28 protein-coding genes and 1 riboswitch are annotated in these 25,590 nt (G+C 67.2%); of the genes, 12 read left to right on the plus strand and 16 right to left on the minus strand.

Annotated features, from left to right (window positions below; all coding sequences use genetic code 11):
• Positions 1-136: 136 nt before the first annotated feature.
• From DU478_RS13660 to DU478_RS13675, 5 genes are all read right to left on the minus strand, one after another.
• On the minus strand, positions 137-913 hold the full coding sequence (locus tag DU478_RS13660) for an SDR family oxidoreductase (protein WP_114511526.1): 777 nt from the start codon (positions 911-913) through the stop codon (positions 137-139).
• An 18-nt stretch (positions 914-931) separates the two neighbouring features.
• Positions 932-1,882, minus strand: a complete 951-nt coding sequence (locus tag DU478_RS13665) for a calcium/sodium antiporter (protein ID WP_114511527.1) — start codon at positions 1,880-1,882, stop codon at positions 932-934.
• A 1-nt stretch (position 1,883) separates the two neighbouring features.
• Complete coding sequence (locus DU478_RS23145) at positions 1,884-2,051, minus strand: hypothetical protein (protein ID WP_199488343.1); 168 nt, start codon at positions 2,049-2,051, stop codon at positions 1,884-1,886.
• 1 nt (position 2,052) lies between these two features.
• Positions 2,053-2,850 carry a S49 family peptidase gene (locus DU478_RS13670; RefSeq protein ID WP_114511528.1) on the minus strand — a complete coding sequence of 266 codons (798 nt, stop codon included), beginning with the start codon at positions 2,848-2,850 and terminating at the stop codon, positions 2,053-2,055.
• Positions 2,851-3,010: 160 nt separating this feature from the next.
• Positions 3,011-5,203, minus strand: coding sequence for a primosomal protein N' (locus tag DU478_RS13675; protein ID WP_114511529.1), 2,193 nt, complete (start codon positions 5,201-5,203; stop codon positions 3,011-3,013).
• A 115-nt stretch (positions 5,204-5,318) separates the two neighbouring features.
• Here DU478_RS13675 and fsa point away from each other — a divergent pair, with 115 nt between their 5' ends.
• The 5 genes from fsa (at position 5,319) to DU478_RS13700 (ending at position 9,329) form a co-directional block, all read left to right on the plus strand.
• The gene (gene fsa / locus DU478_RS13680) at positions 5,319-5,972 is read left to right on the plus strand and encodes a fructose-6-phosphate aldolase (protein WP_114511530.1); all 654 of its coding nucleotides are present in this window, start codon (positions 5,319-5,321) and stop codon (positions 5,970-5,972) included.
• A gap of 224 nt (positions 5,973-6,196) precedes the next feature.
• Positions 6,197-6,904, plus strand: a complete 708-nt coding sequence (locus DU478_RS13685) for a DUF484 family protein (protein WP_114511531.1) — start codon at positions 6,197-6,199, stop codon at positions 6,902-6,904.
• Positions 6,901-7,827 (plus strand): tyrosine recombinase XerC, encoded by a 927-nt coding sequence (locus tag DU478_RS13690; protein WP_114511532.1) that lies wholly within the window; start codon positions 6,901-6,903, stop codon positions 7,825-7,827. The genes DU478_RS13685 and DU478_RS13690 overlap by 4 nt, the downstream gene beginning before the upstream one ends.
• A 3-nt stretch (positions 7,828-7,830) precedes the next feature.
• A complete protein-coding gene (locus DU478_RS13695) occupies positions 7,831-8,454 on the plus strand; it encodes an FMN-binding negative transcriptional regulator (RefSeq protein WP_114511533.1) in 624 nt (207 codons plus the stop codon).
• Between the two features lie 269 nt (positions 8,455-8,723).
• The gene (locus tag DU478_RS13700; protein WP_114511534.1) at positions 8,724-9,329 is read left to right on the plus strand and encodes a glutathione S-transferase; all 606 of its coding nucleotides are present in this window, start codon (positions 8,724-8,726) and stop codon (positions 9,327-9,329) included.
• 63 nt (positions 9,330-9,392) lie between these two features.
• On the opposite strand, the gene DU478_RS13705 is transcribed toward DU478_RS13700, so the two are convergent.
• Positions 9,393-10,052: an outer membrane protein gene (locus DU478_RS13705; protein WP_114511535.1), complete on the minus strand. Its 660-nt coding sequence runs from the start codon at positions 10,050-10,052 to the stop codon at positions 9,393-9,395.
• 223 nt (positions 10,053-10,275) lie between these two features.
• Here DU478_RS13705 and petA point away from each other — a divergent pair, with 223 nt between their 5' ends.
• From petA to DU478_RS13720, 3 genes are read left to right on the plus strand one after another with little or no spacing between them, the layout of a single operon-like run.
• Positions 10,276-10,836 (plus strand): ubiquinol-cytochrome c reductase iron-sulfur subunit, encoded by a 561-nt coding sequence (gene petA, locus DU478_RS13710; RefSeq protein WP_114511536.1) that lies wholly within the window; start codon positions 10,276-10,278, stop codon positions 10,834-10,836.
• Positions 10,837-10,848: 12 nt separating this feature from the next.
• A complete protein-coding gene (petB, locus tag DU478_RS13715) occupies positions 10,849-12,192 on the plus strand; it encodes a cytochrome b (protein WP_114511537.1) in 1,344 nt (447 codons plus the stop codon).
• An 18-nt stretch (positions 12,193-12,210) separates the two neighbouring features.
• Positions 12,211-12,999, plus strand: a complete 789-nt coding sequence (locus DU478_RS13720) for a cytochrome c1 (RefSeq protein WP_114511538.1) — start codon at positions 12,211-12,213, stop codon at positions 12,997-12,999.
• A 190-nt stretch (positions 13,000-13,189) separates the two neighbouring features.
• Here the strand turns inward: DU478_RS13720 and DU478_RS13725 are convergent, their stop codons facing one another.
• Genes DU478_RS13725 through thiB form a run of 3 tightly spaced genes read right to left on the minus strand, consistent with a single transcriptional unit; the run spans position 13,190 to position 16,345 of the window.
• Complete coding sequence (locus DU478_RS13725; protein ID WP_199488344.1) at positions 13,190-13,888, minus strand: thiamine ABC transporter ATP-binding protein; 699 nt, start codon at positions 13,886-13,888, stop codon at positions 13,190-13,192.
• Positions 13,875-15,389 carry a thiamine/thiamine pyrophosphate ABC transporter permease ThiP gene (locus tag DU478_RS13730; protein WP_114511539.1) on the minus strand — a complete coding sequence of 505 codons (1,515 nt, stop codon included), beginning with the start codon at positions 15,387-15,389 and terminating at the stop codon, positions 13,875-13,877. The genes DU478_RS13725 and DU478_RS13730 overlap by 14 nt, the downstream gene beginning before the upstream one ends.
• Positions 15,365-16,345 (minus strand): thiamine ABC transporter substrate binding subunit, encoded by a 981-nt coding sequence (gene thiB / locus DU478_RS13735; protein WP_114511540.1) that lies wholly within the window; start codon positions 16,343-16,345, stop codon positions 15,365-15,367. The genes DU478_RS13730 and thiB overlap by 25 nt, the downstream gene beginning before the upstream one ends.
• 36 nt (positions 16,346-16,381) lie before the next feature.
• Positions 16,382-16,487: riboswitch (TPP riboswitch) on the minus strand.
• A gap of 89 nt (positions 16,488-16,576) precedes the next feature.
• Between thiB and aroC the strand changes: the two genes are divergently transcribed.
• Positions 16,577-17,689 carry a chorismate synthase gene (gene aroC / locus DU478_RS13740; protein ID WP_114511541.1) on the plus strand — a complete coding sequence of 371 codons (1,113 nt, stop codon included), beginning with the start codon at positions 16,577-16,579 and terminating at the stop codon, positions 17,687-17,689.
• 13 nt (positions 17,690-17,702) lie between these two features.
• Here aroC and DU478_RS13745 read toward each other — a convergent pair whose 3' ends face one another.
• Both DU478_RS13745 and DU478_RS13750 read right to left on the minus strand, forming a co-directional pair.
• Positions 17,703-19,286: a methyl-accepting chemotaxis protein gene (locus DU478_RS13745; protein WP_114511542.1), complete on the minus strand. Its 1,584-nt coding sequence runs from the start codon at positions 19,284-19,286 to the stop codon at positions 17,703-17,705.
• Between the two features lie 95 nt (positions 19,287-19,381).
• Entirely contained in the window at positions 19,382-20,251 is an 870-nt protein-coding gene (locus DU478_RS13750; protein ID WP_114511543.1) for a DMT family transporter, read from the minus strand.
• A gap of 142 nt (positions 20,252-20,393) precedes the next feature.
• Between DU478_RS13750 and DU478_RS13755 the strand changes: the two genes are divergently transcribed.
• Positions 20,394-20,873 (plus strand): hypothetical protein, encoded by a 480-nt coding sequence (locus DU478_RS13755; protein ID WP_147276346.1) that lies wholly within the window; start codon positions 20,394-20,396, stop codon positions 20,871-20,873.
• Here DU478_RS13755 and DU478_RS13760 read toward each other — a convergent pair.
• From DU478_RS13760 to DU478_RS13780, 5 genes are all read right to left on the minus strand, one after another.
• Positions 20,795-21,322 (minus strand): cytochrome B, encoded by a 528-nt coding sequence (locus DU478_RS13760; protein ID WP_114511562.1) that lies wholly within the window; start codon positions 21,320-21,322, stop codon positions 20,795-20,797. The genes DU478_RS13755 and DU478_RS13760 overlap by 79 nt on opposite strands.
• 67 nt (positions 21,323-21,389) lie before the next feature.
• Entirely contained in the window at positions 21,390-21,638 is a 249-nt protein-coding gene (locus tag DU478_RS13765; protein ID WP_114511545.1) for a ParB N-terminal domain-containing protein, read from the minus strand.
• Positions 21,639-21,783: 145 nt separating this feature from the next.
• The gene (locus tag DU478_RS13770; protein ID WP_114511546.1) at positions 21,784-22,899 is read right to left on the minus strand and encodes a site-specific DNA-methyltransferase; all 1,116 of its coding nucleotides are present in this window, start codon (positions 22,897-22,899) and stop codon (positions 21,784-21,786) included.
• A 105-nt stretch (positions 22,900-23,004) separates the two neighbouring features.
• On the minus strand, positions 23,005-23,613 hold the full coding sequence (locus DU478_RS13775) for a ribonuclease HII (protein ID WP_114511547.1): 609 nt from the start codon (positions 23,611-23,613) through the stop codon (positions 23,005-23,007).
• A gap of 253 nt (positions 23,614-23,866) precedes the next feature.
• Positions 23,867-24,379: a hypothetical protein gene (locus tag DU478_RS13780; RefSeq protein ID WP_114511548.1), complete on the minus strand. Its 513-nt coding sequence runs from the start codon at positions 24,377-24,379 to the stop codon at positions 23,867-23,869.
• Positions 24,380-24,565: 186 nt separating this feature from the next.
• Between DU478_RS13780 and DU478_RS13785 the strand changes: the two genes are divergently transcribed.
• Complete coding sequence (locus DU478_RS13785; RefSeq protein ID WP_114511563.1) at positions 24,566-24,841, plus strand: hypothetical protein; 276 nt, start codon at positions 24,566-24,568, stop codon at positions 24,839-24,841.
• Positions 24,813-25,526, plus strand: coding sequence for a hypothetical protein (locus tag DU478_RS13790; RefSeq protein ID WP_114511549.1), 714 nt, complete (start codon positions 24,813-24,815; stop codon positions 25,524-25,526). Before DU478_RS13785 ends, DU478_RS13790 begins: the two co-directional genes overlap by 29 nt.
• The last annotated feature ends 64 nt before the right edge of the window (positions 25,527-25,590 follow it).

The raw sequence follows: 25,590 nt of genomic DNA on the forward strand, positions 1-25,590 counted from the left end.
ATTTTTGAGCGCAAATCCAACCCATTGATTTCGCTTCATATTTTTTTGATGCCACTACAAACATCTGATTTTATTAGGAGAATTGTAACGGTTTTCCAACAGCAACAAGAGCGGTGCGTAACTTACCTAAGGTCGCTTATTCGACCCCCAGAACGTCCGGTGTCTGCCACCCCAGATGCTGCCCGCCGTCGACGCACAAAAGCTGCCCGGTGATGGCCGGAGACGACAGAAAATATCCCAGCGCCGCGCAGATATCCTCCGGGTTGGAGCCGCGGCCGAGGACCGTCGCGGCGCGCTGCCGGGCGAAGTGCTGTTCCGACTGCCGCCCGCCCCTGAGCGTCGGCCCGGGACCGATGGCATTGACGCGCACCCGCGGCGCCAACGCCTGAGCCGCGGTCTGGGTCAGGGCCCAAAGTCCCATCTTGGCGATGGTGTAGGTCATGAACTCCGGCGTCAGCTTGCGCACCCGCTGGTCCAGCATGTTGATCACCAACCCCTGCGCCACAGGCTCGTCTTGGTCGTCGGCCAAAGGCGCGGGCACCTGGGCGGCGAAATTCTGGATCAGCACGAAAGGCGCGCGCAGGTTGCTTTCCACGTGCCGGTCCCAGCTGTCGCGGGTCGCGGTTTCGATGTTGTCGTATTCGAAGATCGAGGCGTTGTTGACGAGGCAGGTCAGCGGCCCGCCCAGGACCTCGGCCGCCCGTCCCACCAGCGCTTGCGTGGCCGCCTCGGACAGCAGGTCGGCCTGCACCGCCTCGGCGCGGCGGCCCCTGGCCCGGATTTCGGCCACCACCTCTTCCGCGGCCTCGGCGGAACTGGCGTAATGCACCGCCACATCGTGGCCGTGATCCGCCAGATAGAGGGCCATGGCACGGCCCAGCCGTTTCCCTGCTCCGGTCACCAGCGCGCGCATCTCGGTCTCCCCATGGTCTCAGGCGGTCAGTACCACGGCCACATAGCCCAAGTAGAGCACCGTCAAGATCACGCCCCAGACCCGGCCGATGTTCTGCTTGAGAAAGACGAAGGGGATCAGCAGCAGCGACGCGGCCAGCATCACCCAGAGGTCGAAGCGCAGGAACTCCGGATCGACCGGCATCGGCGCGATCAGCGCCGCGATGCCGATGATCGCCAAAAGATTGAACATGTTCGACCCGATGACATTGCCAAGCGCCACATCCGCCTGCCGCCGCAGCGCCGCCATCACCGTCGTGGCCAGTTCGGGCAAAGAGGTGCCGACGGCGACCAGCGTGAGCCCGATCACCGTATCGCTGACGCCGAAACGCTGCGCGATCACCGTGGCGCTGTCGACCAGCAGGTCTGCGCCCAGCGGCAGCCCCACGAGCCCCAGCACGAGATACAGAATGATCTTCCACCACGGCATGTCCGGATCGACACCTTCGAGGTCGTCCTCGGCCGGCGCCGCTTCGCCCGCGCGTTTGTGCGCCAGGCTCTCGCGCACCGCATCGCCCAGGATCACCGCCAGCACCAGCAGCAGGATAACCCCCGCGATCCAGTCGAACACACCCCGGAACGCGAGACCGATGAACAGCACCGACCCCGCGACCATGATGACATAGCTCTTGCGGGTGTCGTGCTCGGCGGTGTGCATCACCGCCAGCAGCGCGGGAATGCCCAGAACCAGAAGCACGTTGGCGGTGTTGGACCCCACCACGTTGCCCAGCGCGATCCCCGGCACCCCCTCGAGAGCCGCCTTGACGGAAATCAGCAACTCCGGCGCCGAGGTGCCGAAGGCCACGATAGTCAGGCTGACGATGAGGGCCGGAATACCGACCCGCAGGCTCAGGTTGACCGCGCCCTTGACCAGCGCGTCCCCCGCCAAAAGCAGGATCCCCAGACCCAACGCCACGTACAGCCAGACCATGTCAGCCCCTTTTCCGTTTGCAGGGGCACGGCCCGCGGCCGATGCGGAAACTGCCGCAGTCCGGGCACTTGGCCTGGCTCAGACGCTTCTTTCCCGGCAGGGTCAGCTTGCCGAACATGGCGACGACCCCCATGAAGACCAGGAACAGGGTGACGATCTTGAAAATCACCTCAGAGCCCGAATCGCGCGAAATCCGCGCGTTCCTCGATGCCGGTGATGGCGTCCTGCGCCAGTGTCATGCCGAAGCGCTGCAAAAGCGGCCGGCGCTGCTCGTAGCGGCGGAATTGCACCTTGTCGCCGAACCGGTCCTTCATGACGGCGGCAAGATGCCCGATCCCGTCGGCCAGGCCCACGTCGACGGCATTCTGCCCCAGCCACACCTCGCCGGTGAAAAGCTCTGGATCGTTGGAGAGTTTGTCGCCGCGGCGCGCCTTCACCTGCGCGATGAAGGTCTCGTGCAACTGGCCCAGCAGCCGGTCGAGCCGCGCCACATCCTCTTCGGTCTCGGGCTTGAACGGGTCCATCATCGACTTCGACTTGCCCGCCGTATGCACCCTGCGCTCGATCCCCTGCCGCGTGAGAAAGACATGCGCGCCGAAGCCTGCTGAGATCACCCCGATGGAGCCGAGGATCGAGCTTTGGTCGACGTGAATCTCGTCCGCCGCCGTGGCCAGCCAGTAGCCGCCCGACGCGGCCACGTCCTCGACGAAGGCATGGACCGGCACCTTGTTCTCGTCCGCCAGCCGCCGGATGCGGGCCGCGATCAGCGAGGATTGCACCGGCGATCCGCCCGGCGAATTGATCTCGAGCGCCACGGCGTCGGGCTTGCCGCGCTTGAATGCCTTCTCCAGCAGCGGCCGCAGCGCGGCATCGCTCAGCGACCCGCGCCCGCCCAGGCCGATCGAGCCCTGCAGCCGTACGATGGACACCGATGGGCCGCTCTTCACGAAGGGGATAAATCGTTTCATGTCAGCGCATGTAGATTGAGTGACGGGATGAAACAAGACACCGGCATCAAAGAACCGCTCGCGCCGCGGCGCGCGCCCTGCCCCCTTCTTCGGTTTAGAAATACCTCGGGGGTGCGGGGGCAGCGCCCCCGCACGCGCGCCCTGCGCGCGTTCACCATGCTCAGTAGAAACTCTGCGGGTCGATATCTATCGCCATGCGCAGCTGCCCGCGCAGGCGGAACTGCCCGGCCCATTCCGCCAGCGCCGGTTGCAGCGCCACGCCCTTGTCGGCCTTGACGAGCAGCCGCACCCGGTGGCGCCCGCGGACACGGGCGATGGGCGCCGGCGCCGGTCCGAAGACCTGCGCGCCCACCCGGCGCAGCGGCGCGTCCTGGCGGGCCATGGCATTGCCCAGGTCGAACACCTCCTGCACATCCGTCGAGGACAGGATCACCCCGGCCATGCGCCCGTAGGGCGGCACGCCCGCCTGCCGCCGCTCCGCGGCCTCGGCGCGCCAGAACGCCTCTTCCTCGCCGCCGAGGATGGCGCGGATCACCGGATGTTCGGGCTGGTAGCTCTGCAACAGCGCCTCGCCGGATGTCTCGGCCCGACCGGCGCGGCCCGCCACCTGGCGCATCAGCTGGAACGTGCGTTCCGCGGCGCGCAGGTCCGAGCCTTGAAGCCCCAGATCCGCGTCGATCACGCCGACAAGTGTCAGCAGCGGAAAGTTGTGTCCCTTGGCCACCAGCTGCGTGCCGATGATGATATCGGCGGCCCCCTGCGCGATGCTCTCGATCTCGGACTTGAGCGCGCGGGCGCTGGTGTACATGTCCGAAGAAAGCACAGCGATGCGCGCGTCCGGAAAAAGCTCTGCCGCCTCTTCGCCCAGCCGCTCCACCCCCGGCCCGACGGCGGCGAGCTTGCCCTCGACCTCGCAGGCCGGGCAGGCCTCGGGCAGCGGCTTGGTCTCGCCGCACTGATGGCAGACCAGCCGCTTGAGGAACCGGTGCTCGACCATCCGTGCGTCGCAATGGTCGCAGCCGATCTGGTGCCCGCAGGCCCGGCAGATCGTCACCGGCGCATAGCCTCGACGGTTGAGAAACAGCATCGCCTGTTCGCCGCGCTCGAGCCGCGCCATCACCTCGCGGCGCAGGGTGGGCGAGACCCAGCGACTGGCAGGCAGATCCTCGGCCCTCATGTCGATGGCCCGCATCGTGGGCATCACCGAGGCGCCGAAGCGCGAGGTCAGGTCGATACGGTCGTACTTGCCCGCCTCGGCATTGGCCCAGCTTTCCAGCGAGGGCGTGGCGCTGGCCAGCACCACCCGCGCGCCGCAGATCGAGGCGCGCAGCACCGCCATGTCGCGGGCATTGTAAAGGACGCCATCCTCTTGCTTGTAAGAGGTGTCGTGTTCCTCGTCGACGACGATGAGGCCAAGCCGCTGGTAGGGCAGGAACAGCGCCGACCGCGCGCCCACGACCAGCTGCGCGCGCCCCTCGCCCACCATCCGCCAGACCCGGCGCCGTTCGGTCATGGTCACGCCGGAATGCCATTCGGCGGGACGCGCGCCGAAACGTGCCTCGACCCGCGTCAGGAATTCCGCCGTCAGCGCGATTTCCGGCAGCAGCACCAGCGCCTGCCGCCCCTGCGCCAGGCATTCCGCCACCGCTTCGAGGTAGACCTCGGTCTTGCCCGACCCGGTGACCCCGCGGAGCAGCGTGGTACCGTAGCCGCCCGCCCGCAGCCCGGCGCGGAGCCGGTCCGCGCCCGCGGCCTGGTCATGGGCCAGCGCCTTGCCGGCCAAGCCGGGATCGAGATGCGGAAAGGCGGTGTCGCGCGGGCTTTCCTCCTCGCGCACGGCGCCCTGCTTGACCAGCCCCTTGACGACGCTGGGGGTGACACCCGCCGCCTCGGCCAGTTCGCCCAGCGTCAGCGACAGCCCGCCGATGTCCCGCAGCACCTCGAGCACGCGGGCGCGGGCGTCGGTCATCCGCTCCGGCTCCGCCTCTCCCAGCCGGTAGATCTTGCGCATCGACGGCGGATCGCCCAGCCCCGGCGCGCGGGTGCAGAGCCGCAGCATCGCCGGGCGCGGGGTCAGCGTGTAATCCGCGGCCTTTTCCAGGAAGGTCCGCAACTCGTCCCGCATCGGCGCCGCCTCCAGCACCCGGAACGCCGGGCGCACCTTGGAGATGTCGAAGTCGCCGGATCCCGGCCCCCAGACCACGCCCAGCACCTTGCGGGGGCCCAGCGGCACCTCTACATACGCACCGAGGGAGCAACCGCCTTCGGGCGCGCGGTAATCCAGCGTGCGGTCCAGCGGCTGGGTGGTGAGGACCGCGATCAGGGCGCCCTCGGGATAAAACTCTGCGGCCATGCCTGCCCGTTTTGCCATGGGTGATGTTAGCGCCAACGGGAACCCACTTCCCGCGGCTGTGCATCTGGGGTATGACAGCCGCGACAAATTGCCAAGCGACGCAAAGGACAGGCTGATGAAATTCTTCGTAGACACCGCCGATATCGACGCGATTGCCGAACTCAACGCCCTCGGGATGGTCGACGGGGTGACCACGAATCCGTCGCTGATCCTGAAATCCGGCCGCGACATCCTCGAGGTCACGAAAGAGATCTGCGACATGGTGTCGGGCCCGGTCTCGGCCGAAGTCATCGCGCTCGACGCCGACGACATGATCGCCGAGGGCCGCAAGCTCGCCGAGATCGCCGAAAACATCGCGGTCAAGGTGCCGCTGACCTGGGACGGGCTCAAAGCCTGCAAGGTGCTGTCGAGCGAGGGCCGCATGGTCAACGTGACCCTGTGCTTTTCCGCCAACCAGGCGCTGCTGGCGGCCAAGGCGGGCGCGACCTTCATCTCGCCCTTCATCGGGCGGCTGGACGATCTGAACGTCGACGGCATGGAGCTGATCGCCGACATCCGCCAGATCTATGACAACTACGGGTTCGAGACGCAGATCCTCGCCGCGTCGATCCGCACGGCCAATCACATGAGCGAAGCGGCCAAGATCGGCGCCGACGTGGCCACCGCTCCGCCCGCCGTGATCAAGGCCATGGCCAGCCACGTCCTGACCGACAAGGGCCTCGACCAGTTCGTCAAGGACGCGGCCCAGGCCGGCATCAAGATCGTGTAAGACATCCCCCGGTGCGGCGCCGTTGGCGCCGCACTCTTCATGCATGAGGTGAAGAACCACATGCAACCCGTGCGAATCCCTCGCCTTTCGGTACCGGCTTTGAGCGCCGATCCTCGATTGACACATTCGCCACACCCCGCCAAAGAGAGCGTCGCACGCCCCAATTCGAGGGCGAAAAGAGGCGCGGGCTTTGCTAGGGTCCGTAAAACCAGCCAGAGGCCCGCATGACCGGCAATCCCAGAATCGACGACGACCTGCGCGAGACCATCATCTCGCGTCCCGATGTGATCCTCGAAGACCAGGACCTCATGCGCGCGCTCATCGCGGCGAACGAACGCTCCATGGGCGGCAATATCGTCGACCTGCGCGGCATCGCGATGGACCGGCTCGAGGCGCGGCTCGACCGGCTGGAAGACACGCACCGGTCGGTGATCGCCGCCGCCTACGAAAACCTCGCCGGCACCAACCAGATTCACCGCGCCATCCTGCGGATGCTCGACCCGATCGAATTCGAACCTTTCCTGCGCGACTTGGGCGGCGAGGTCGCGGATATCCTGCGCGTCGACGTGGTGCGACTGGTGCTGGAAAGCGCGCAGGGCGACGACGATGCCGCCGTTCAGCGGCTGGGCGATGTGCTGTCGGTGGCCGAGCCCGGGTTCATCGACCGCTACGTGTCGGACAACCGCTCCAGCCCGATCCGCCCCGTGACGCTGCGCCAGCTGCAGACCGGCGACCGGCGCATCTATGGCGACAAGGCCGACTGGATCCGGTCCGAAGCCTGCCTCAAGCTCGATTTCGGCCCCGGCCGCCTGCCCGGCCTGCTGGTTCTGGGCGCCGAGGACCCGCACCAGTTCACGCCGCAGCAGGGCACCGACCTGCTGGCCTTCTTCGCCGGCGTCTTCGAACGCGCGATGCGGCGCTGGCTGTCGTGACCCTCGCGATCTCTCCGCAGGCGCGCGACGCGCTGGAGAGATGGCTCGAGGCGGGCAGCGCCCTGCGCGGCCTCGCCAAGAACACGCTGACCGCCTACCGCGCCGACGTGCTCGACTTCATCGCCTTCATGACGCACCACCACGGCGGCACCCAGGGCCTCGGCCCGCTGTCGCAACTTTCCACCGGCGACATGCGCGCCTGGATGGCGCATCTGCGCCAGGGCGGCGCCGGATCACGGTCCATGGCGCGCAAGCTCTCGGCGGTCAAGGCCTTCTACGGCTGGCTGGCGGAACGCGAAGGCTACGAGCCGACCGCCGTGCTCTCGGCCCGGGCGCCGAAATTCCAGAAGAAACTGCCACGCCCGCTGTCGCCGGACGCCGCCCGCGCGATGATCGACACGGTCGAGATGCAGTCGCAGACCTCGTGGATCGGGGCCCGCGACGCCGCCGTGGTCACCCTGCTCTACGGCTGCGGGCTGCGGATTTCCGAGGCGCTGGGGCTCTATGGCCGCGACCTGCCGCTCGGCACCGCGCTGCGGATCACCGGCAAGGGCGGCAAGGAACGGCTGGTGCCGATCCTGCCCGTCGCCCGCGCCGCGATGGACCGCTACCTGGCGCTCTGCCCGCACCCGGTCGAAGCCGACACGCCGGTCTTCCGCGGCGCCCGCGGCGGCGCGCTGAACCCGCGGCTGGTGCAGAAGGTCACCGAACAGGCGCGGCTGCAGCTGGGCCTGCCGGCCACCGCGACGCCGCATGCCATGCGCCACAGCTTCGCCACCCACCTGCTCGAGGCCGGGGGCGATCTGCGCGCGATCCAGGAACTGCTGGGCCACGCCTCGCTGTCGACCACCCAGGCCTATACCTCGGTCGACACGCTGCACCTGATGAAGGTCTACGAGGCAAGCCACCCGAAGGCGGGCTGACCCATGCACCCCAACCCGGTCTTCCACTCGCAGGATCACGCCAAGGACATCGCCTTTGCCCGCGCCCGCGGCTTCGGCACGCTGGCGCTCTCGACCGACGGCGCGCCGCACCTCGCCCATATGCCCTTCCTGCTGGCCGAGGACGGTGGCCACGCCGATCTGCACCTGGTGCGCTCCAACCCCATCGCCCGTGCCCTGCGCAGCCCTCAGACCGCGCGGCTGGCGGTGACCGGCCCCGACAGCTACGTCTCGCCCGACTGGTACGGGGCGCCCGATCAGGTGCCCACCTGGAACTACGTCGCCGTGCACCTGACCGGCACGCTCGAAGCCCTGCCGGCGGACCAGATGCGCGCCATGCTCGACCGGCAATCCGCAGATTTCGAAGCGCGCCTGCTTCCGAAACGCCCCTGGACCACCGACAAGATGACACCCGAAGTGCTGGACAGGCTGATGCGCGCCATCGTGCCGTGCCGACTGACGGTGACCGAGATCGCCGCCACCTGGAAGCTGAACCAGAACAAGCCCGACGCCGCGCGTCTCGCCGCCGCCGACGGCGTCGAGGAGGCCGAATTCGGATCCGAGGCCGCGGCCCTGGCCGCCCTGATGCGCGCCCCGCCCGACCTCTGAGCCGCCAGGCTCCCCGAACCGGCCGGCATTTGCTTCGGAGCCGTCGTCGCCTGGGCGCCGAAGGACGGGGACGGGAGGGCCGGGCAAGGTCAATCGCCGAGGGGCCCCGCGTGCGGGGAGACGGCTATTGTCCTTGAGCGGCCCTCCCGGCTCTGTCATTCAGAAGACCGGGCGATGACGGCTCCGAAGCATTTGCTTTGGTGAGTCCGAAGCTGCCCGACCCGCCGCCCGCCCCAACGCGCCGCCCAACTGCTTCGAAAGGACATCCCATGCAACTCCTGCGCGCCGGCCCCTCGCCTTTCGTCCGCAAGGTGCTAGTCACCCTGCACGAGACCGGCCAGTTCGACGGGGTCGAGCAGGTCGACGTGACCGCCTCGCCGCTGCAACCGGACCCGAAACTCATCGCCGCCAACCCGGTGGGCAAAATCCCGGCGCTGGTGCGCCGCGACGGGCCGACGCTCTATGACAGCCGGGTGATCTGCCGCTATCTCGACAACCGAGCCGGGGCCGGTCTTTATCCCGACAACCGGATCTGGGACACGCTGACGCTCGAGGCGACAGCGGACGGCATCATGGAAGCGGCGCTGCTGATCGTCTACGAGCACCGGTTCCGGCCCGAGGACAAGGTCTATTCCGACTGGGTCGAAGGACAGTGGGGCAAGGTGTCCCGCGCGCTCGACGCGCTGGAAACCCGCTGGATCAGCCACCTGCAGGGCCGCATGGACATGGGCCATATCGCCATCGGCTGCGCGCTCGCCTATCTCGATTTCCGCCATGACGTGCGCAACTGGCGCACCGGGCGCGACGCGCTGGCCACGTGGCACCGCGGCTTTTCCGCCCGCGAGTCGATGGTGAAGACCCACCCGGCACCCTGACGCGTAACGCGACGCGCCCGGTCATCAGACGACCGGGCGCGCGACCTTCAAGCCTTGCAAAGATCAGAATTTCAGCGACAGACCGACATTGATCGCGTTGGTCTTGATGTCGGATTTCAGCGATCCTCCGCCGTCGAGGTCGGCGTCGTTGCTGGAATAGACGAACTGGTATTCGCCGAAGACCGCGAAGCGTTCGTTGAGATCGTATTTCGCCCCGGCGATTACACGCGCCGCGGGGCCGGTATACTGGTAGCCGAAGGTCTTGTCGCCGGCCGCCGTCTCCACGTCCACATGCGGAATCGCCACGCCCACGCCGCCGCCCACGTAAGGCGTGAGGCTGCCCCATTTGTCCGGCCACCGGTACATGGCATTGGCGGTCAGGATATTCAGCCCATCTGTCAGCTCCAGGCTGTCGAAGCCGAGCGCATCGCGCTCGTCGTCGGGCGCGTAGACCTTGGTGTGGGTGAATTCCAGACCGAAGCCCAGCTGTTCGTCACGCCACCACATGCCTCGCACACCGTAATAGGGCGGCATTTCGAACGACCGGCCTTCCCAGCCGATCAGCGCGTCGTAACTGCCGCCGCCGGGATAATCACCCGAGATGCGGCTGTGCGGCGCGGTTTGCCAGCCGGAATAGATCGAAAGCTCCATCTCCGCCGCGGCAGAGGTCGCCCAGATAGGAGCGAGGCCCAGTACGGCCGCCCCGAGAATCGCTTTGGTCATGACGCATCCATGGATTTGCGTGAACTGTTTGGTGTAGCATATAGACCGCCTGCCATGACCTCACAACCGCGACAGAAGCGCGCTTTTGGCCAATGCGTCCTTTTGATCGCTGGACGGCCCTGTCTCTGCCCGCTAAATAGCCCAAGGATATGCTGCGGGTTTTGCCCGCGGGCAGGTATTTTCGAACTGGCCGCAGCCGCGGCCCAGGAATGGAGTAAACCTCGTGTCACATGCAGACGATCACGAAGGCACCCGCAGGGATTTCCTGTACTACGCCACCGCAGGCGCGGGGGCGGTCACCGCGGGCGCCGCAATCTGGCCGCTGGTCAACCAGATGAACCCCTCTGCCGACGTGCGTGCCCTGTCGTCGATCCGCGTCGACATCTCGGGCGTGTCCGAAGGCTCGCAGTTGACCGTGCAATGGCTGGGCAAACCGGTTTTCATCCGCCGCCGCACCGCCGAAGAGATCGAAGAGGCCAACGGCGTGCCGATGTCCGACCTTCCCGATCCGATCGCGCGCAATGCCAACCTAGACGATACCGCCGAAGCAACCGACGCCAACCGCGCGCTGGACGACACCGGCGAATGGCTGGTGATGATGGGCGTCTGCACCCACCTGGGCTGCGTGCCGCTGGGCGAGGCCGGCGATTACAACGGCTGGTTCTGCCCGTGCCATGGGTCGCACTACGACACCGCCGGGCGCATCCGCCGCGGGCCCGCACCGACCAACCTGCTGGTGCCCGTCGCCGAATTTGCCGACGAATCCACTCTCGTCCTCGGATAACGGAGCTTAGACATGGCTGGAATTCCGCACGACCATTACGAACCGAAGACCGGGGGCGAACGCTGGGTGCATCGGCGGCTGCCGATCATCGGTCTTCTTTACGACACGATCATGATCCCCACGCCCAAGAACCTGAACTGGATGTGGATCTGGGGCATTGTCCTGACCTTCACCTTGGCGCTGCAGATCATCACCGGCATCACGCTGGTCATGCATTACACGCCCGACGCCGACCTGGCCTTTGCCAGCGTCGAGCATATCATGCGCGACGTGAACGGCGGCTGGGCCCTGCGCTACATCCATGCCAACGGCGCATCGCTGTTCTTCGTGGCAGTCTACGCCCACATCTTCCGGGGCCTCTACTACGGTTCCTACAAGGAACCGCGCGAGATCACCTGGATCATCGGCATCCTCATCTACCTCCTGATGATGGGCACCGCCTTCATGGGCTACGTTCTGCCCTGGGGCCAGATGTCCTTCTGGGGCGCGACCGTGATCACCGGCCTCTTCGGGGCGATCCCGCTCATCGGTGAACCGATCCAGACCTGGCTGCTGGGCGGACCGGCGGTGGACAACTACACGCTGACGCGCTTCTTCTCGCTGCACTACCTGTTCCCGTTCGTTATCGCGGGCCTGGTGATCGTGCACATCTGGGCGTTCCACACCACCGGCAACAACAACCCCACCGGGGTCGAAGTGCGCCGGACCTCCAAGGCCGACGCCGAAAAAGACACCGTGCCGTTCTGGCCCTACTTCGTCATCAAGGACCTCTTCGCGCTTGCGGTGATCCTGGCGGTGTTCTTTGCCATCGTCGGCTTCATGCCCAACTACCTGGGCCACCCCGACAACTACATCGAGGCGAACCCGCTGGCGACGCCCGCGCACATCGTGCCGGAATGGTACTTCCTGCCGTTCTACGCGATCCTGCGCGCCTTCACGGCCGAAGTCTGGGTGGTGCAGATCGCGTCCTTCGTGACCGGCGGCATCATCGACGCCAAGTTCTTTGGCGTGCTGGCGATGTTCGGCGCGATCGCGGTCATGGCGCTGGCGCCCTGGCTCGACACCTCGAGCGTCCGCTCGGGCCGCTACCGCCCGATGTTCAAGTGGTGGTTCGCTCTGCTGGTCGTGGACTTCTTCGTCCTGATGTGGTGCGGCGCGATGCCCGCGGAGGAGCCCTATGCGTCGATCTCGCTGGTCGCATCGGCCTACTGGTTCGCCTACTTCCTGGTGATCCTGCCGCTGCTCGGCGTCCTGGAAAAGCCGAACGCCCAGCCGGAAACCATCGAAGCGGACTTCGACGCGCATTACGCCAAGTCGGGCGGCACCAAGACCGTTGCCCAGACACCGGCCGAATAAGAAAGAGGACCTGAACCCATGTTCAAGACAATCGCCCTCTCTGCCGCTCTGGCACTCGGCCTTGGCGCAACCGGCGCCCATGCCGCCGGCGCGGAAGGCCATGTAGAGGATTTCGACTTCAGCTTCGAAGGGCCGTTCGGCACCTACGACCAGAACCAGCTGCAGCGCGGTCTCAAGATCTACACCCAGGTCTGCGCCGGCTGCCACGGTCTGAAGTTCGTGCCGATCCGGTCGCTGAGCGCGGAGTCCGGCCCGGGCCTGCCCGAAGACCAGGTGCGCGCCTATGCCGAGCAGAACTTCGAGGTCTTCGACGAAGAGCTTGACGATTTCCGCCCGGCGCGTCCGACCGACAACTTTCCGGCCAACAACGGCGTCGGCGCGCCCGACCTGTCGCTGATGGCAAAGGCCCGCGCCGGCTTTCACGGCCCTTATGGAACCGGCATCAACCAGTTCATGAAGGGCATCGGCGGCCCGGAATACATCGCGTCGCTGCTGACCGGCTACACCGGTGAAGACCGCGAACAGGCCGGCACCATCCTTTACGAGAACACCGCCTTCCCGGGCGGCTGGATTTCGATGGCGCCGCCGCTCTACGGCGAGGATGTCGAATTCGACGACGGCCACGAGAACGACCTTGAAAGCGAAGCCAAGGACGTCGCGGCCTTCCTGATGTGGACGGCAGAGCCCAAGATGATGGCCCGCAAGCAGGCAGGTTTCGTCGGCGTGCTGTTCCTGACGGTTCTGTCGGTGCTGCTCTACCTCACCAACAAGCGCATCTGGGCTCCGATCAAGCGCAAAGGCCACTGAGGCCGCGCCCGATACGATGACAAGGCCCCGCCCGATGAGGCGGGGCTTTTTCGTTGCGACCACGGAATTCCCGAGAATTCCGGTCCGTTTTCCGCGGGGAATACGCCCCCTTCCCTCACCGTTGCGCTCAATCGGTCAGACAAATCGGAAAGCACGTGTTTTCCGATGCGTTTTCTTCGGAGAAAACGCCTCAATGCCCAAGGTACGCGCGCAGAGCCGGTGGCGGGTCATCCAGCAGCGTCGCGGTGTCCGCGGGCGCATGGGCGCGCCCCTCGGCCACCACGATGGCCTGCGGCGCAAAGCGCAGCGCATCCTTCGGATCGTGGCTGACCAGCAATACCAGCGCGCCGGTGTCGGCGGTGACCTCGGCCACCAGATCCAGCATCTCGGCCCGCAGGGCCGGCCCCAGCGCGGCAAAGGGTTCATCCAGGAGCAGCACCGGCCGGTCCTGCACCAAAACCCGCGCCAGCGCCGCGCGGCTTTGCTGACCGCCCGACAGCGACCCCGGCAGACGGTCCTCGAATCCCGAGAGTCCGACCCGCGCCAGCGCGTCGCCGATCCGCCCGGTCTGCGCCGCATCGGGGCGGCGGCCGTCGGGCCGCACCGCGAGGCCGAGGTTGCGTGCGATGCTGAGATGCGGGAACAGGTTGTTGTCCTGAAACAGGATCGTCACGGGGCGCGCCGCCGGGCTGAGCGGGCCGAGGTCCCTGCCCTGCCACAGCACGCGCCCGACTTCGGGACTGCGGAACCCGGCCACGAGGTCGAGCAGCGTCGACTTGCCCGCACCCGAGGGGCCGATCACCGCCACGCGGTCACCGGGCGCGATCTGCATCTCCGCCTCCAGCGCGAAATCGCCCGCGCGCCAGCGCAGTCCGTCAAGCTCGAGCACCGACGCGTCCCCCCCTGTCGAAGCCCCAGAACAGTCCCAGCGACAGGGTCAGCAACAACAGCGCAGCACCCGCCGCGGCCTCCATCCGGTAGGCGCCCATGAGCCCATAGACCTTGAGCGGCAGGGTCGCGTTGTCCGGATCGGCAAAAAGCGCGATCACGCCCAGGTCGCCCATCGACAGCGCCGCCGTCAGCCCCGCGGCGAACCCCAAGGGTCGGCGTAGCCGCGGCAGCAGCACATGGCGCAGCCAGGCCCATCCGGTCAGCCCCAGGGCGGCGCGCAGACGGGCATAGTCGCGGCGGATGGTCTCGGCCTCGGGCCTCAGGATGCGCAGGGCAAAGGGCAGCGACACCAGCGCGTTGACCAGCGCTGTGACCGGCAAGGCCAGGTCCACAGGGTTGACCACGGGCCGCAGGATCAGGAACAGACCCGTTCCCAGCACCAGCGGCGACAGGGCAATGCCCGCAAGCCCGATCACCTCGCCCGTCCGCGTCGCCAGCGGCAGTGCCCAGATGAGGCACAGCGCGGTGGAGCCCAGCGCCACCAGCATCGAATGTCCCGCCGCCTGCCAGACCTCCGGCCCCAGCAGCACCAGCCCCGGCACGCCGCGCCAGACCACCGTCGCCAGTGGCACCAGCAGGAACAGCGCCGCCAGCGCGATCCAGACCGCGTCGAGACCCCGCGCGGCACCGCCGCTGTCCCAGCGTGGCACCACGCGGTCGAGACCGATGCCGAAGCCTTCGCCCCTCGACAGGCGCAGCGCCGCCAGCCCCGCGACCAGCGCAAGACCCAGCTGGATCAGCGACAGCACGGCGGCGCGCGCGAGGTCGAAATCGAACCGCACCGCCTGGTAGATCGCAAGCTCCACCGTGGTGGCGCGCGGTCCGCCGCCCAGCGTCAGCGCGATGGCAAAGCTCGACAGGCAGATGACGAAGATCACCGCGAAGGCGCCGGGCGCGATGCTGCGCAGCATCGGCGCTTCGAGCACCTGCCACATGGCGCGCGGGCTGAGCCCCAGCGAGGCCGCCAGCCGCAGACGTTCGCCCGGGATCGCGAGCCAGCCCTGCAGGATCAGCCGCGTCGCCAGCGGCAGGTTGAAAAAGACATGCGCGATGACGACGCCGTGCAACCCGTAGATCGTCAGCTCCGGCAGGCCCAGCGCGCTCAGCGCTCGGTTTGCCAGCCCGGACGTGCCGAAGACCGCGAGCAGCCCCAGCACCGCGACGATCACCGGCAGGATGAACGGCGCCCCCAGGAGCGCCACCAGCGCGCCGCGTCCGCGGAACTGCCGCCGCGCCAGGGCGCGGGCCACGGGGATGGCGAAGAGCACGCTGAAGAAAGCGGAAAGCGTGGCCTGCACCAGCGTGAACCGCAGCGCCTGCCAGTCGCCGGGGCGCAGGGCCGACCAGCCCTCGGCGCGCAGGATCACCGCGGTCACCGGGCCCAGCGTCAGCCCGATGACCAGCGCCCCCGCGATTATTGCGAGAGCGCGCGGCGCCATGCGTCGATGGCCGTATCGCGCAGCGCGGCGGCTTCGTCCTCGGAGTAGAACAGCACCTTTTCGGGCAGATCCAGCTCCTTGAAGCCGTCGGGCCAACCGTCGCGCGGCAGCGCCGCCGGGATCGACCAGTTGCCGGTGGCGATCATCGACTGGAAATCCTCGGACAGGATGAAGGCCATGAAATCGTCGGCCAGCTCCGGCTGGTCGGTGTTCGCGACCTTGGCCGCCAGTTCAACCATGAAGTAATGCCCCTCGGGGAAGATCGCCGCCTTCTTGGTGCGGTCCTCCTCGGCGATGATGTGATAGGCGGGGGAGGTCGTGTAGCTCAGCACCATGTCGGCCTCGCCATCGGTGAAGAGACCGTAGCTTTCCGACCAGCCCTTGGTCACGGTGAGGATCTTCGGCGCCAGCTTTTCCCAGGCCGCCTGCGCCTCGTCGCCGTAGACCGCCTGCACCCAGAGCACCAGCGCCAGGCCCGAGATCGAGGTGCGCGGGTCCTGGATCACCAGCTTGAGGTCATCCGGGGCGTTCAGCAGGTCGTCGAATGAGGCGGGTGGTTCGGCCAGCCGTTCGGTGTTGTAGACAAAGGCCGTGTGGCCGTAGTTGAACGGCAGGAACACCTCGTCGGTCCAGTCGATCGGCAGGGTCAGCGCGTCCAAAGGCTGGCCGTGCGGGGCGAAGAGGCCGCTCTCCCGTGCGCGCTTGGTGGCGTCGGTGGTGAGGCCGAAGACGATGTCGGCCTCGGTCCGCTCGCCTTCGAGCAGCAGGCGCGGCAGCAGGTCGCCGGGCTTGAACTGCAGGTCGCAGCCGCAGCGGGCCTCGAACATCTCTTCGATCTTGGGTCCCGGCCCCCATTCCGAGGTGATGTAATCGCCTGCATAGACTGTCAGGACGGGAGTGTCGGCCAGAGCGGCGCTGGCTGAGAAAAGGGCCGCTGCAACTGTGAGAGCCTTCATGGCATCCTCCAGGATTGCGACGGATGGGCAAAGTTGGAGGCGTATCCAGACCTTCCCTCCGCCGGTGTTAACCGGTTCAGGTTCAACGGGTTCGCATGCGCATCTCAGCTTGGGTTGGCCCCAAGCACCCCGAGGTATCCCGACAGCTAGCCCCGCGCCCCGCGGCTTTCAAGCGAAATCCCTTGAGGCCCCGCGCGCCCTGCCCTAACACGCCCCCAAGGAGACCCCGCCATGAGCCTGAACACCTTCGGTCATCTCTTCCGCGTCACCACCTGGGGCGAAAGCCACGGGCCCGCGCTTGGCGCCACGGTCGACGGCTGCCCGCCGGGCGTGCCGGTGGACGAGGCGGCGCTGCAGCACTGGCTGGACCGGCGCAAGCCCGGCACCAGCAAATATACCACGCAGCGGCGCGAGGCGGACGCGGTACGCATCCTGTCGGGCGTGTTCGAGGGCCAGACCACCGGCACGCCGGTGCAGCTGATGATCGAGAACACCGACCAGCGGTCGAAGGATTACGGCGACATCGCCGAGAAGTTCCGCCCCGGCCATGCCGACATCACCTATTGGCAGAAATACGGCATCCGCGACTACCGCGGCGGCGGTCGGTCCTCGGCCCGCGAAACCGCGGCACGGGTGGCGGCCGGCGGACTGGCGCGGGCGGCGCTATCGGAGCTGGCGCCGGGGATCGAGATCACCGGCTACATGACGCAGATGGGGCCGCACGGCATCACCGGAGACCGGGACATGGACCAGGTCGACCAGAACCCGTTCTGGGTGCCTTCGGCCGAAACCGCGGAGACATGGGCGGGCTACCTGGAAGAGCTGCGCAAGTCCGGCAATTCCGTGGGCGCGATCATCGAGGTGGTGGCGCGCGGTGTGCCGGCCGGGCTCGGCGCGCCGGTTTACGGCAAGATCGACACCGACCTTGCGGCTGCGATGATGTCGATCAACGCCGTGAAGGGTGTGGAGATCGGCGAAGGCATGGCCGCGGCGATGCTGACCGGCGAAGACAATGCCGACGAGATATTCATGGGCAACGATGGCCAGCCGGTCTATTCCAGCAACCACGCCGGCGGTATCCTGGGCGGGATCACCACCGGGCAGGACATCGTCGTGCGCTTTGCGGTGAAGCCGACCTCTTCGATCCTGAAGCCGCGCCAGACCATCACCAAGTCGGGCCAGGCGACCGAGATCGTTACAAGGGGCCGGCACGATCCCTGTGTCGGCATCCGCGCCGTGCCCGTGGGCGAGGCGATGATGGCCTGCGTGATCCTCGACCACCTGCTGCTGCATCGCGGTCAGATCGGCGGCGAGGTCGGTACGCACCGCGGCCGGATCGGCTGACACAGGCGCCGGGCTAGAAATCCTGCCAGGCGTCGGTGCCGGTGGGCATCGCCGCTGGCCCGGGCGCACGCGCCGGACGCGGCGGGGCGAAGGCGTCTTGCGGGGTGCGCGGCCTTTCCAGGGAAATCTCGGCACGCGCACCGGGCGGCGCAGTGGGTACGTCCCGCCGCGCAGGCGCCGTCGGCTGCGTCGCGTTGGTTTGCTGCGTTGCGGGCCGGGGCTGCGCAGGGGTCCCACACTGTGTCGGGGTGTCCGGCTGCGCAGAGCCTTCGTGCTCCGGCACGTCGACCCTGATCGGTGTCGGGGCGACCTCCATCGTCTCAGCACCGCCGCCGAACCGGATCAGCGTCGACGAAAACTCCTGCACCGCTGCGCCAAGCGCCTTGCTGGCCCGACTCGTCCTGTCGGCCATCGCCGCGTTCTCCTGCGTGACCTTGTCCAGCTGAGAGACACCGGTGGTGATTTCTTCGACCGCGCGGGCCTGTTCGAGGGCGGCGCCGGCGATTTCCGAGACCATGCCGGAGACGTCCGTCACGCTTTGTACGATGGCCGAAAGAGTCACGCTGGTTTCCTCGACCAACTGGCCGCCATCCTTGACCTGCTGCGAGGAGTTGGACACCAGCGCCTTGATTTCCCTGGCGGAGTCCGAGGCGCGCTGAGCCAGTGACCGGACTTCGGAAGCAACGACGGAAAAGCCCTTGCCGGACTCGCCGGCGCGGGCGGCCTCGACCCCGGCGTTGAGCGCGAGCAGGTTGGTCTGGAAGGCGATGTCGTCGATGGCGCCGATGATCTGGGTAATCTGGTCCGACGACGCGGCGATGGAAGACATCGCCGCCAGCGCCCGTTCCATCACCGCGCCGCCGGATTCGGCGTGGCGGCGCCCCTCGCTGGCCCTGGTATCCGCGGTCTGCGCCTTGTCGGCGGCGGAGCGGATGCTTTGCGACAACTCCTCGAGCGCCGCAGCGGATTGCTCGAGCGTGGCGGCCTGGCGTTCCGTCCGGTCGGACATGTCGCCCGACAGGGCTGCGACCTCCCCGGCGTTGGACCGCATCGCACCAGCATTCTGGCTGAACGTCTCGAACATTTCGGCCAGCATGTCCGCAAGCGCGTTCAGGTCGCGGCGCAGCGACGGGTCGGCCTGCGGATCGTCGAGCCGCGCCCGCAAGTCCCCCTGCGCAAGGTCCCGCAGAACTGCGCAGACAGTTTCCGGCATGGCCGTGCGCGACATCTGTGTCGCGGCGCTCGGGTCCCGGTTGCGTTCGGCGTTCTCCAGCCGAGCGCGCAGGCTGGCAAGGTCGCGGGCCATGCCGCCGAAATCCCAGTCGCCGCACTCTGCGCCCGCTGGGTCGGCCAGCGCGCGCAAATCCCGTGCATGCCGACGGACCGGCGCGTCTATACCGCGCAACAGCGCCGCCGTGGCCAGCAGCACGGCAACGACGCAGACCGCTGCCGAAACCAGCAACAGCTGCGCCGGGGCAAGGCCGAACAGCGCCTCCTGCCACAGACCGGCATGGGCCAGAGCCAGCGCGGACGCGACGGCCAGGATCAGCCCAAGGGCCGGAAACAGAATGCGGCGGCGGATCGACGTGACGTGCATCGGGCGACATACTCCTGCACGGCGGCTTCAATGCCGCCGGTCTTCGCCTGTCTGCCTAGCAGCGGAGTCTTAAGACAGTCTTGCCGCCCGTCCCGTCAGCGCCGCTCCTGCCGCGACAGCTGCACCGCGAGGATGCCGAAGGCGATGATCGCCACGCCGAGGATATCGCCCGCACCCAGTTCCTCTCCCAGCAGCACGGCGGCGATGGCGACCCCGAGGAACGGGTTGAGGAAGTGGAAGGTCGCGGCCTTGACCGCGCCGATGCGGTCCACCAGCAGAAACCAGACCAGCGTCGCGGCGAGGCCCGGCACCAGCGTGGTGTAGACGAAGGCCGCGATCAGCTGCGACGACCAGGTGACCTGCCAGGTCTCGAACGCGACCGCCGGCACCGTCAGCGCAGCACTTCCCACCAGCATCTGCAAACCCACGACCATCAGGAAATTCCCGCCCGAGGTGGCGCCACGCAGCGACAGGGTGGCGGCGGTCAGCGACAACACGCCCAGCCCGCACAGTGCCACCCCGTAAAGGTCAACGCCGCCCTGTAGCCGCGCGCCCATGATCAGCACCACCCCGGCGACCCCGGCCAAGAGGCCGACAAGGCCCAAAGGCCGCACGGTTTCGCGAAAGATCGCCCAGCCGGCAAAGGCCACCAGCAGCGGCATGGTCGAGGCGATGATCGCTGCAAGCGACGCCTGGATCGTCTGCATCGCCATGAAATTCAACCCGAGGTACAGGGCGTTCTGGCAGATGCCGAAGACGATCGTCCCGCGCCACTGGCTGCGCGTCAGGCGCCAGCTTTGCCCCATGGCCCGGGCGAGCAGCACCGCCAGCACGCCGGAAAGAAGAAAGCGCAGCGCCAGAGCGGTCAGTGGCGGCGCATCCGCGACGATGATCCGGGCCGAGGTGAAGGCCGAGGACCACATAGCCGCGAAGGCAAGCCCCATCACGATCGCGCGCAAGTCCATGTCATCCCCCCGAAATTCCGTCGTCCGGGCACCTGACAGTCTCGCTTGGGCGGCGTCAAGGCCACGCTATGCATAGCGGCTATTCGCCAAGCCCCCGACCGATGGCGCGGGCCGTTGCGGGGTGGCAGGCGCCTGCGTCACCGTGCTCAAGGGTTTCTTCGACATCGGCAGCGTGCCGGACTTTGCCGGGGACGCCGCCGGATTTCGCCGCGAAGTCGAACAAGCCATGCATTTCGCCGCCGTCGGCAAGGGCGGAGCGCGGGAGAAACAAGAAGACGCCTGCCCGCTCACGCCCAAAGGCGGGTTGGGCAGGCCCGCCAGGATCTCCATAGGGCGCGACATGGCCGGGCCCCACTGCTTCCCGGATCACTCCGACAGCCTGCGCAGCGGCGAAGCCATGACCCTGGAGATGCTTGAGGAGCAGGCGCTGTGCTGCCAGATGGTTGCCGTAGTCATGTCGGTGCCGTCCTTCGATGGCGGACTGGTGAGGATGGGGTCTCGTTGGCGATCATCGGTGGCGCGGCACGCGCGTCGCGCCACCGGTCACAGGAAGCGATGCAGCCGCTTCGGCGCCATGATCCGCAAGGCGTTGTCGCGCAACGCGACGTGTCGCCAGATGTGAAACCCGGCGTGAAAGGCGACGACCCCCGCAAGCAGGTAGAACTCGACCGCATGCACCCGCCCGACAAGGTCGTTGGCATCGGGCAGGCCGAGCGGCATGGCGATCGGGACGATCCCCCCGGCCCAAAGCTGCCGCGAGGCGGTGAGCCCCAGCAGGAACCCGGTCAACGCCACGCCGAAAAGCCCCCAGATGAGAACCCTGTGCAGCCACCAATGCAGCCGCCGCGCCCTTGGCCCCAGTTTCGGCCCCGGGCGGCCGGCGAGCCCCCGGCGCAGGTAATCGGCTGTCCATCCCAGCGCCAGCGTCACGAAGATCAGGCCCAGCACCGAATGCAGACGCACCGCCCAGGCGCCGGCCCGGGCCACGTCCGACGGGGTCACCAGCAGGAACCACGCGGTCAGGGGCAGGATGCTCCAGTGCACGATCTTGAGCGCGGTGCGGCGGGTCATGGCAGTCTCGGTCAGCGGTTCGAAGATGATCCCAACCACGCCGGACCGGGAGGCAAAGTTTCGCGGCTCAGTGCTGGCGCGCCCGCACCAGGTACGCGTCGATCCGAATCTCGCCCAACAACCGCAACGCTTCGAGCCTGTGCAGACCTTCGATCAGGATATACCCTGACCCCTCGCTGCGTACCTGGATCGGCGTCGTCTGACCGTGCTCGATGAGGTCTTCAGCCAGCAGATCGCGCCTCGCGGCATCCAGCGTCTTGCCGCGCTTGGCGGGAACTCGGATATCCGAAATGGAGAGGCTTTGTTTGACGAGCATGGCACAGCATGTCAGCAAACCGCGCGGCGCGCCATCCATCATCGCAGGTATAACGAAAAGGCCCCGCCTGACGGACAGGCGGGGCAAGGCAGCGCCTCAGCTTGTGGCGAGGCGCCGGCGGTGTTCTGTTGTGTTCGGAATGCGCCTAGTTCGGGCGCTCGACCATCTCGGCGCGGATCTGCTGGCGCAGCACGTCGATGGGCACCACCTTGCCGTCGCGCTTGAAGTGCCAGTAGGTCCAGCCGTTGCAGCTCGGCGCGCCTTCGAGATGCGCGCCGACCTGGTGGATCGACCCCTTGACGTCGTTGCCGATCAGCGTGCCGTCGGCCCGGACCTTGGCCTTGTGCCGGTTTCCGACGGAGTAGAGTTCTTCGCCGGGGCGCAGCATCCCGCGCTCGACCAGCTGGCCGAAGGGAATGCGCGGTTCGGCGCGCTTCGAGGTCGTGACCTCGAGCCCCGCCTTGTCGAACTTGCGCACCCCGTCGATGCGCGCCTGCGCCACCGCGCGGTAGGCCGCTTCGCGCTCGATCCCGATCCAGTCGCGGCCCAGCATCTTGGCCACGGCCCCGGTCGTACCGGTGCCAAAGAACGGGTCCAGCACCACGTCGCCCACGTTGGTCGACCCCACCAGCACCCGGTGCAGCAGGCTCACCGGCTTCTGGGTCGGATGCGCCTTTTCACCCGCTGCATCCTTGAGCCGCTCTCCGCCGTTGCAGATCGGGAGCACCCAGTCGCTGCGCATCTGGATGCCCTCGTTGAGCGCCTTCAGGGCCTCGTAGTTGAAGGTATATTTCGCCCCCTCGCCCTTCGACGCCCAGATCATCGTCTCGTGGGCATTGGTGAAACGCTTGCCGCGGAAATTCGGCATCGGATTGGACTTGCGCCAGACCACGTCGTTCAGGATCCAGAACCCCGCATCCTGCAACGCCGTGCCCACGCGGAAGATGTTGTGATAGCTGCCGATCACCCAGATCGCGCCGCCGGGCTTGAGCAGCCGCCGCGCCGCCTTGAGCCAGTCCTTTGTGAACCTGTCATAGGCGGCGAAGCTCTGGAACTGGTCCCAGTGGTCGTCGACCGCATCGACGCGGGAATTGTCGGGACGGTGCAGATCGCCCTTAAGTTGAAGGTTGTACGGCGGATCGGCAAAGATGAGGTCCACCGATGCCTCCGGCAGACCGTTCATCACCTCGATGCAGTCGCCGTCCAGGATCGTGTTGAGAGGGAGCGCATCGGCGCTCTTCAGCTTGGTCATCTTCGTCATTTTCTGCCTCTGTCCCTCGGTGCATTTTGCACTCGTTTGGTTGCGACAAAGATGAGTCATGACCGATTCGCGGTCAATTTCTTTTTTGAATCAGCGGGTTAAGATTTAATCTTGATACAAGATATTGTGGACCGGCCGGAAGGATCGTCTATGGTGAGGGGTCACCCCTAGATGTATCAAAGCCGACCTGTGGCTTTTCGACGGATATCCCATATTCGTCTCCCAGCCGTAGCCGGGATAGTGTTGCGCCAAATCCCGCATGAGGCGATCGCGCCGTATTTTCGCCACAATTGAGGCCGCGGCGATCGACTGTGAAACCGTGTCGCCGCGGACCACCGCCGTGGCGGGCCAGGGAAAATCGCGCGGAACGAGGTTGCCGTCGACCAGGACGTGATCGGGGGCCTGCGGCAACGCGGCGATGGCCCGCATCATTGCCAGATGCGACGCACGCAGGATGTTGTGGGCGTCGATCTCCTCGACACTGGCCTCTCCGACACCGACCTCTGCGACCGCCATCAGCGTCTCGGACAGCGCACCCCGCCGCGCCGCCGACAGCTTCTTGGAATCGTTCAGGCCGTCGGGAATGCGGCCCGGGTCGAGCACCACCGCCGCCGCCACGACCGGCCCGGCAAGCGGCCCGCGCCCGACCTCGTCGACGCCGGCGACACGGATATCGCCCAGCGCCGCCTCCAAACTGTAATCCGGCAATCCCATGGCTTCAGAAACACCAGTCGCCGCCGCGGCGCAACCGTGCAGTCCGCCGCCCCCGCAAAGCGCAGGGGCCGGGAACCGCAGCGCGACTCCCCCGGTTCTCCGGTTTTCAATAACCCTCGGGGGAGTCGCCGCCTGCGGCGACGGGGGCAGAGCCCCCCAAATCAAAAAACGCAGGGCCCGGTGTTCCGGTGCCCTGCGTTTTCCGGAGGACGGCCCGCAACGGGGGATCGGCCGCCCTCCTGCCCGAACCCCGTCAGCGACGCGCCACGTCAAAGCCGGCGCGGCGCAGGCAGCGCGCCACGTAGACCGTGCGCACGCCCCGCTCGCGCGTCTGCATCTGCGCGCGGCACTGCGCGGGCAGATACCTGGCGTGGCGGTAATTGCGCTCGACGCAGCGCGCGCCGAAGACTTGCACCGAGTCTCCGCGCCGCGGCACACCGGTCAGAAGGCACTGCGCCGGCAGGCCGCGGCTGTCACGGCGCGCACCGTGCTGACGCTGATCCCTTTGGTCCCAGCGATCCCGCTGCCACCGTTGGGCATGATCGCGACGGTTCTCGCGGTAGTACCGCTGGTCGTGCACCTTCTTGTCCTTGCGGTCATCGTCGGCGCGCGCCTCCTTGATGGCATTGCCGATGATGTAGATCGTCGCGGCGGTGCCCAGGAACTTGACGATCTTCTCGGCGTCGTTCGCCTGAGCGGGCCGCGCGGTGAAGCCGGTGACGGCGATGGCGGCGGCGAGGATGGTGGCGATGAACCTGCGTGACATGGGGTATCTCCTTTGCTTTCTGTGGTCTTGCGATCTGCGGCCACGCACCGGGTCGGCCCGCGTCCATGGCACCAAGCTGGGCCCGCCCCCCGAAGTCAGGCAATATCGCCCCCCTGCTATCGGATAACCGCGCCGCAAAGCCCCATGGATATTGAATTTCCGCGCCGCCCGGCGCAGGTTGGCGGCATGAAACGAATGCTCCTGATCCTGGCGCTCTGCGCCCCCGCGAGCGCGCAGGCCGCGTGCTACGCCGATTACAAGGCCAAGCAGGACAATCCCCTGCGGCTGCACTACGGCGTGGCCGAGATCACCGGCCCCTGCACCGTCGACTCGGCCCGCGCCGCGCTGTCGGGTCGGCTTTCGGCCAATGGCTGGACGCTGCTGAACGTGGTCTCGGTCTTCGACGCATCGGGGCTTGGCGAAAGGAAGGCCAGTGCCGGACCCTACTTCCTCCGCTTCTGACGCGGCGCTGGCCCGCCGGACCGGCGGCCGCATCGTCACCTGGGGCCTTGTCGCCATCGTCGCATTGCTGATCCTGGCGGGCGCGCTGCTGCTGCTGACGCTGCCCGACGCGGGCGCGTTCAACGCCCGGGTGGAACGGATCTTCATCGAGAACGACGACCTCACCGCCCAGGCCGAGATCAAGCTGCTGGAGATCCTCGCGCAATCCGGCACCGCCTTTGCCGAGACGCTGGCCAGCTACCGGATGGTGATCTTCGTGCTGCTGGTCTTCGCGACCGCCCTGCTGGTGGCGGCGCTGGTGTTCCTGGTGATGCTGGTCACGCTCAACCGCCGCATGGCACAGATCGAACGGTCGGGCATCCAGGTCAGCAGCCTGATCATCAGCCGCGAGGAAAACACCGTGTACCTCAATACCATGGGCTTCAAGCTGACCGAGGCGATGATGGAGACGCTGGCCGTTCTGGCGGAGGCACGGCTTGACGACGAAATGCTGACCGGCGCGCAGATCGAGGCGGTGATCTCGGGCCGCAGCGAATCCGACTGCGAGGAAGCCGCCGGCGCCACCCGCATCAAGCGTCTTCGCGACGGACTCGGCAACCAGCTGGTGTCCGAACTTCTGGTCAAGAACATCGCCCGCCGCGGCTATGTGCTGGCCATAGACAAGGGCGTGATCGAGGTCATCTGAGACCGCCGCGGCATTGGTGGGCCGCCCGAAACAATTCATTTTTTACGCTGTGCGAACACGGTAA

Source organism: Thalassococcus profundi, from assembly GCF_003344785.1.
In the GTDB taxonomy this organism is placed as follows: domain Bacteria; phylum Pseudomonadota; class Alphaproteobacteria; order Rhodobacterales; family Rhodobacteraceae; genus Puniceibacterium; species Puniceibacterium profundi.

Bases quoted from the DNA above. Each gene is read 5' to 3' on its own strand.
- DU478_RS13700 (WP_114511534.1), top strand. From the start codon at position 8,724: ATGCAACTCCTGCGCGCCGGCCCCTCGCCTTTCGTCCGCAAGGTGCTA.
- DU478_RS13660 (WP_114511526.1), bottom strand. From the start codon at position 913: ATGCGCGCGCTGGTGACCGGAGCAGGGAAACGGCTGGGCCGTGCCATG.
- aroC (WP_114511541.1), top strand. From the start codon at position 16,577: ATGAGCCTGAACACCTTCGGTCATCTCTTCCGCGTCACCACCTGGGGC.
- DU478_RS13695 (WP_114511533.1), top strand. From the start codon at position 7,831: ATGCACCCCAACCCGGTCTTCCACTCGCAGGATCACGCCAAGGACATC.
- DU478_RS13720 (WP_114511538.1), top strand. From the start codon at position 12,211: ATGTTCAAGACAATCGCCCTCTCTGCCGCTCTGGCACTCGGCCTTGGC.
- DU478_RS13780 (WP_114511548.1), bottom strand. From the start codon at position 24,379: ATGTCACGCAGGTTCATCGCCACCATCCTCGCCGCCGCCATCGCCGTC.
- DU478_RS13750 (WP_114511543.1), bottom strand. From the start codon at position 20,251: ATGGACTTGCGCGCGATCGTGATGGGGCTTGCCTTCGCGGCTATGTGG.
- DU478_RS13685 (WP_114511531.1), top strand. From the start codon at position 6,197: ATGACCGGCAATCCCAGAATCGACGACGACCTGCGCGAGACCATCATC.
- thiB (WP_114511540.1), bottom strand. From the start codon at position 16,345: ATGAAGGCTCTCACAGTTGCAGCGGCCCTTTTCTCAGCCAGCGCCGCT.
- DU478_RS13760 (WP_114511562.1), bottom strand. From the start codon at position 21,322: ATGACCCGCCGCACCGCGCTCAAGATCGTGCACTGGAGCATCCTGCCC.
- DU478_RS13665 (WP_114511527.1), bottom strand. From the start codon at position 1,882: ATGGTCTGGCTGTACGTGGCGTTGGGTCTGGGGATCCTGCTTTTGGCG.
- DU478_RS13675 (WP_114511529.1), bottom strand. From the start codon at position 5,203: ATGGCCGCAGAGTTTTATCCCGAGGGCGCCCTGATCGCGGTCCTCACC.
- petB (WP_114511537.1), top strand. From the start codon at position 10,849: ATGGCTGGAATTCCGCACGACCATTACGAACCGAAGACCGGGGGCGAA.
- DU478_RS13775 (WP_114511547.1), bottom strand. From the start codon at position 23,613: ATGGGATTGCCGGATTACAGTTTGGAGGCGGCGCTGGGCGATATCCGT.
- DU478_RS13730 (WP_114511539.1), bottom strand. From the start codon at position 15,389: ATGGCGCCGCGCGCTCTCGCAATAATCGCGGGGGCGCTGGTCATCGGG.
- DU478_RS13770 (WP_114511546.1), bottom strand. From the start codon at position 22,899: ATGACGAAGATGACCAAGCTGAAGAGCGCCGATGCGCTCCCTCTCAAC.
- DU478_RS13765 (WP_114511545.1), bottom strand. From the start codon at position 21,638: ATGCTCGTCAAACAAAGCCTCTCCATTTCGGATATCCGAGTTCCCGCC.
- DU478_RS13705 (WP_114511535.1), bottom strand. From the start codon at position 10,052: ATGACCAAAGCGATTCTCGGGGCGGCCGTACTGGGCCTCGCTCCTATC.
- DU478_RS13745 (WP_114511542.1), bottom strand. From the start codon at position 19,286: ATGCACGTCACGTCGATCCGCCGCCGCATTCTGTTTCCGGCCCTTGGG.
- fsa (WP_114511530.1), top strand. From the start codon at position 5,319: ATGAAATTCTTCGTAGACACCGCCGATATCGACGCGATTGCCGAACTC.
- DU478_RS13785 (WP_114511563.1), top strand. From the start codon at position 24,566: ATGAAACGAATGCTCCTGATCCTGGCGCTCTGCGCCCCCGCGAGCGCG.
- DU478_RS13670 (WP_114511528.1), bottom strand. From the start codon at position 2,850: ATGAAACGATTTATCCCCTTCGTGAAGAGCGGCCCATCGGTGTCCATC.